The sequence below is a fragment of the Ramlibacter sp. genome, assembly GCF_035706265.1.
Classification (GTDB): Bacteria; Pseudomonadota; Gammaproteobacteria; order Burkholderiales; family Burkholderiaceae_C; genus Ramlibacter.
In genome coordinates, this window is sequence record NZ_DASSVG010000249.1 from 1 (window position 1) to 3,818 (window position 3,818).

Annotated in this window: 3 protein-coding genes; all 3 read left to right on the forward strand. The window is 67.9% G+C overall.

Features of this window, described 5'->3' with window-relative positions; translation table 11 throughout:
- Positions 1–297 precede the first annotated feature (297 nt).
- A complete protein-coding gene (locus VFM98_RS09290; protein ID WP_325109638.1) occupies positions 298–2,088 on the forward strand; it encodes a GspE/PulE family protein in 1,791 nt (596 codons plus the stop codon).
- Between the two features lie 97 nt (positions 2,089–2,185).
- Positions 2,186–2,674 carry a tripartite tricarboxylate transporter TctB family protein gene (locus VFM98_RS09295; RefSeq protein WP_325109639.1) on the forward strand — a complete coding sequence of 163 codons (489 nt, stop codon included), beginning with the start codon at positions 2,186–2,188 and terminating at the stop codon, positions 2,672–2,674.
- 13 nt (positions 2,675–2,687) lie between these two features.
- The coding region (locus VFM98_RS09300; RefSeq protein WP_325109640.1) for a tripartite tricarboxylate transporter permease at positions 2,688–3,818 on the forward strand (1,131 nt) is incomplete at its 3' end.

Here is a 3,818-nt window from a genome sequence, read left to right on the forward strand (position 1 = left end):
CTGCGCGAGCCGGCCCACCCGGTGCGCGGCGAGCTGGCCGCGCGCGCCGAGGTGATCGCGTCGCGCTGGGGCCTGCCGGCGCGCAAGTGGCTGCGGGTGTTCAAGCCGGTGGGGTGAAGAACTTCCAACTTCCAAATTCAAACTTCCGGACGCAGAGGGCGCAAAGGGTACGCAGAGGACGCGAAAGACATCCATCTGAAGGAATGGAATCCTTCATTGGTTTCCTTTTGCGTCCTCTGCGTACCCTTCGCGTCCTCTGCGTCCGGTAGTTCCCTCTCCCCCGCTACCATTGCGAGCATGAGCGCGCACCCCAAGCCGAGGATCTCCGCCCGCACGCCGCCGCGCGGGCCGCTGCACTGGCAGCAGCTGGTGGAGTGGCTCAGCGAGGACGGCGTGATCTCGCGCGAGGAAGCCCGGCGCACCATCGCGCGCTGCTCGCAGGCCGAAAGCGCCCAGCACCCGCTGGTGCGGCTGGCGGCCGTCTCCATGACCCGCGCTTCCGACGGCAAGCCGCTCGACGTGGAGGCCCTCACGGAGTACCTGGCCCGGCGTGCGCAGCTGGAGTACCTGCGCATCGACCCGCTGAAGGTGGACGTGGCCAAGGTGGCCGACACCATGAGCGCCGCCTACGCCGAGCGCCATCGCGTGCTGCCGGTGCAGGTGACGGCCAACGAGGTGGTGGTGGCGACCGCCGAGCCCTTCGTCACCGACTGGGTCGACGAGGTCGAGCGGCAGGCGCGCCGCACCGTGCGGCGCGTGGTGGCCAACCCGCAGGAGATCCTGCGCTACACGGCCGAATTCTTCGCGCTCGCCAAGTCGGTGCGGGCGGCGCAGCGCGCCGGCGGCAATGCCGGCGCGGCCAGCTTCGAGCAGCTGGTGGAACTGGGCAAGTCCAACAAGCAGCTCGATGCCAACGACCAGGGCGTGGTGCAGGTGGTCGACTGGCTGTGGCAGTACGCCTTCGACCAGCGCGCGAGCGACATCCACCTGGAGCCGCGGCGCGAGCAGGGCGTGATCCGGTTCCGCATCGACGGCGTGCTGCATCCCGTCTACCAGATGCCGCCGGCGGTGCTCAACGCGATGACGGCGCGCATCAAGCTGCTGGGGCGCATGGACGTGGTGGAGAAGCGCCGCCCGCAGGACGGCCGCATCAAGACCCGCAACCCGCGCGGCGACGAGGTGGAGATGCGCCTGTCGACGCTGCCCACGGCCTTCGGCGAGAAGATGGTGATGCGCATCTTCGACCCCGACACCGCGGTGAAGGACCTCGACGCGCTGGGCTTCTCGCCGCACGACGCGCAGCGCTGGGAGGGGCTGGTGAAGAAGCCCCACGGCATCATCCTGGTGACCGGGCCCACCGGCTCCGGCAAGACCACCACGCTCTATTCCACCCTCAAGCGGCTGGCGACCGAGGAGGTCAACGTCAGCACGGTGGAGGATCCGATCGAGATGATCGAGCCGGCCTTCAACCAGACCCAGGTGCAGGCGCAGCTCGATTTCGGTTTCGCCGAGGGCCTGCGCGCCCTGATGCGGCAGGACCCCGACATCCTCATGGTCGGCGAGATCCGCGACCTGACCACGGCCGAAATGGCGGTGCAGGCGGCGCTCACCGGCCATCTGGTGTTCTCCACCCTGCACACCAACGATGCGCCTTCGGCCATCACGCGCCTGATGGAGCTGGGCGTGCCGGCCTACCTGGTCAACGCCACCCTGATCGGCGTGCTGGCGCAGCGCCTGGTGCGCACCCTGTGCAAGCAGTGCCGCACCCCCGACGCCGAGACGCCCCGCAGCGCCTTCGACGAAGTGGTGAAGCCCTGGAAGATCAGCGGCGGCTGGAAGCCTTACCGGCCGGTGGGTTGCGTGGACTGCCGCATGACGGGCTACCTGGGGCGCATGGGCCTGTACGAACTCCTCACCGTCACCGAAGCCTTCAAGGAGCAGGTGACGCGCGACCCCGCCATCCACGCCCTGCGCCGCCAGGCCGTGGCCGATGGCATGCGCCCACTGCGGCTGGCCGGTGCGCTGCGCGTGGCCGAAGGCGTGACCACGCTGGAAGAAGTCCTGAGCGCGACACCCGTGCTCGAATAGCTCGTCCCCACGGTTACGGGATGTAGGTGGAACCCACATCGGGAGGGCATTTTTTCGCCCCCACAATCCGCCCCGTCGCATTCCGTCAGGAGACATGATGAAAATCAAGAGCCAGAAAGATTTCTGGTCGGGGCTGATGTTCATGGGCGTCGGCATCGCTTTCGCGTGGGGCGCCACCAACTACACCATCGGCGAGGGCGCCCGCATGGGCCCCGGCTACTTCCCCCTGGTGCTGGGCATCCTGCTGGCGCTGATCGGCGTGTTCATCACGTTCGAGGCGCTGGTGGTGGAAACCGAAGACGGCGAGCCGATCGGCTCGTGGGCCTGGAAGCCGCTGTTCTTCATCATCGGCGCCAACCTGCTCTTCGGCATCCTGCTCGCGGGCCTGCCCAAGATCGGCCTGCCCGCCATGGGCCTGATCGTCGCCATCTACGCACTCACCTTCGTCGCCAGCCTGGCCGGACACGAGCACAACAACAAGGAAGTCGCCGTGCTCGCCACGGTGCTGGCCGTCGGAAGCTACCTCGCCTTCATCGTGCTGCTGAAACTGCAGTTCCCGGTGTGGCCCAGCTTCATCAGCGGCTGAGCGGAGAACCTTCATGGACCTGATTAGCAACCTCTCCCTCGGCTTCGGCGTCGCCTTCACGCCGATCAACCTGCTGTACGCCTTCATCGGCTGCCTGCTCGGCACGCTGATCGGCGTGCTGCCCGGCGTCGGCCCCGTGGCCACCATCGCCATGCTGCTGCCCGCCACCTATGCGCTGCCGCCGGTGTCGGCGCTGATCATGCTGGCCGGCATCTACTACGGCGCCCAGTACGGCGGCTCCACCACCGCCATCCTGGTCAACCTGCCGGGCGAATCGTCCTCGGTGGTGACAGTGATCGACGGCTACCAGATGGCGCGCCAGGGCCGCGCAGGCCCCGCGCTTGCGGCTGCCGGCCTCGGCTCCTTCTTCGCCGGCTGCGTCGGCACGCTGATCCTGGCGGGCTTCGCCGCGCCGCTGACGGAAGTGGCCTTCAAGTTCGGCCCGGCCGAATACTTCTCGCTGATGGTGCTGGGCCTGATCGGCGCCGTGGTGCTGGCCTCGGGCTCGCTGGTCAAGGCGATCGCGATGATCGTGCTGGGCCTGCTGCTGGGCCTGGTGGGCACGGACGTGAACTCCGGCGTGGCGCGCTTCTCCTTCGACATCCCGGAACTCACCGACGGTATCGGCTTCATCACCCTGGCCATGGGCGTGTTCGGCTACGGCGAAATCATCGCCAACCTGGGCAAGAGCGAGGAGCACCGCGAGGTCTTCACGAACAAGGTGCAGGGCCTGATGCCCACCAAGCAGGACTTCAAGCGCATGCTGCCCGCCGTGATGCGCGGCACGGCGCTCGGCTCCGCGCTGGGCATCCTGCCTGGCGGCGGTGCGCTGCTGTCCGCCTTCGCCGCCTACACGGTGGAAAAGAAGACCAAGCTGCAGCCGGGCGAAGTGCCCTTCGGCAAGGGCAACATCCGCGGCGTCACGGCCCCCGAGTCGGCGAACAACGCCGGTTCGCAGACCTCCTTCATCCCGCTGCTGACGCTGGGCATCCCGCCCAACGCCGTGATGGCGCTGATGGTGGGCGCGATGACCATCCACAACATCCAGCCGGGCCCGCAGGTGATGACCAGCAACCCGCAGCTGTTCTGGGGCCTGATCGCCTCGATGTGGATCGGCAACGCGATGCTGGTGATCCTGAACCTG

Excerpts from the sequence above, each read along its gene's own strand:
- VFM98_RS09295 (WP_325109639.1), top strand. The coding sequence starts at position 2,186 with ATGAAAATCAAGAGCCAGAAAGATTTCTGGTCGGGGCTGATGTTCATG.
- VFM98_RS09290 (WP_325109638.1), top strand. The coding sequence starts at position 298 with ATGAGCGCGCACCCCAAGCCGAGGATCTCCGCCCGCACGCCGCCGCGC.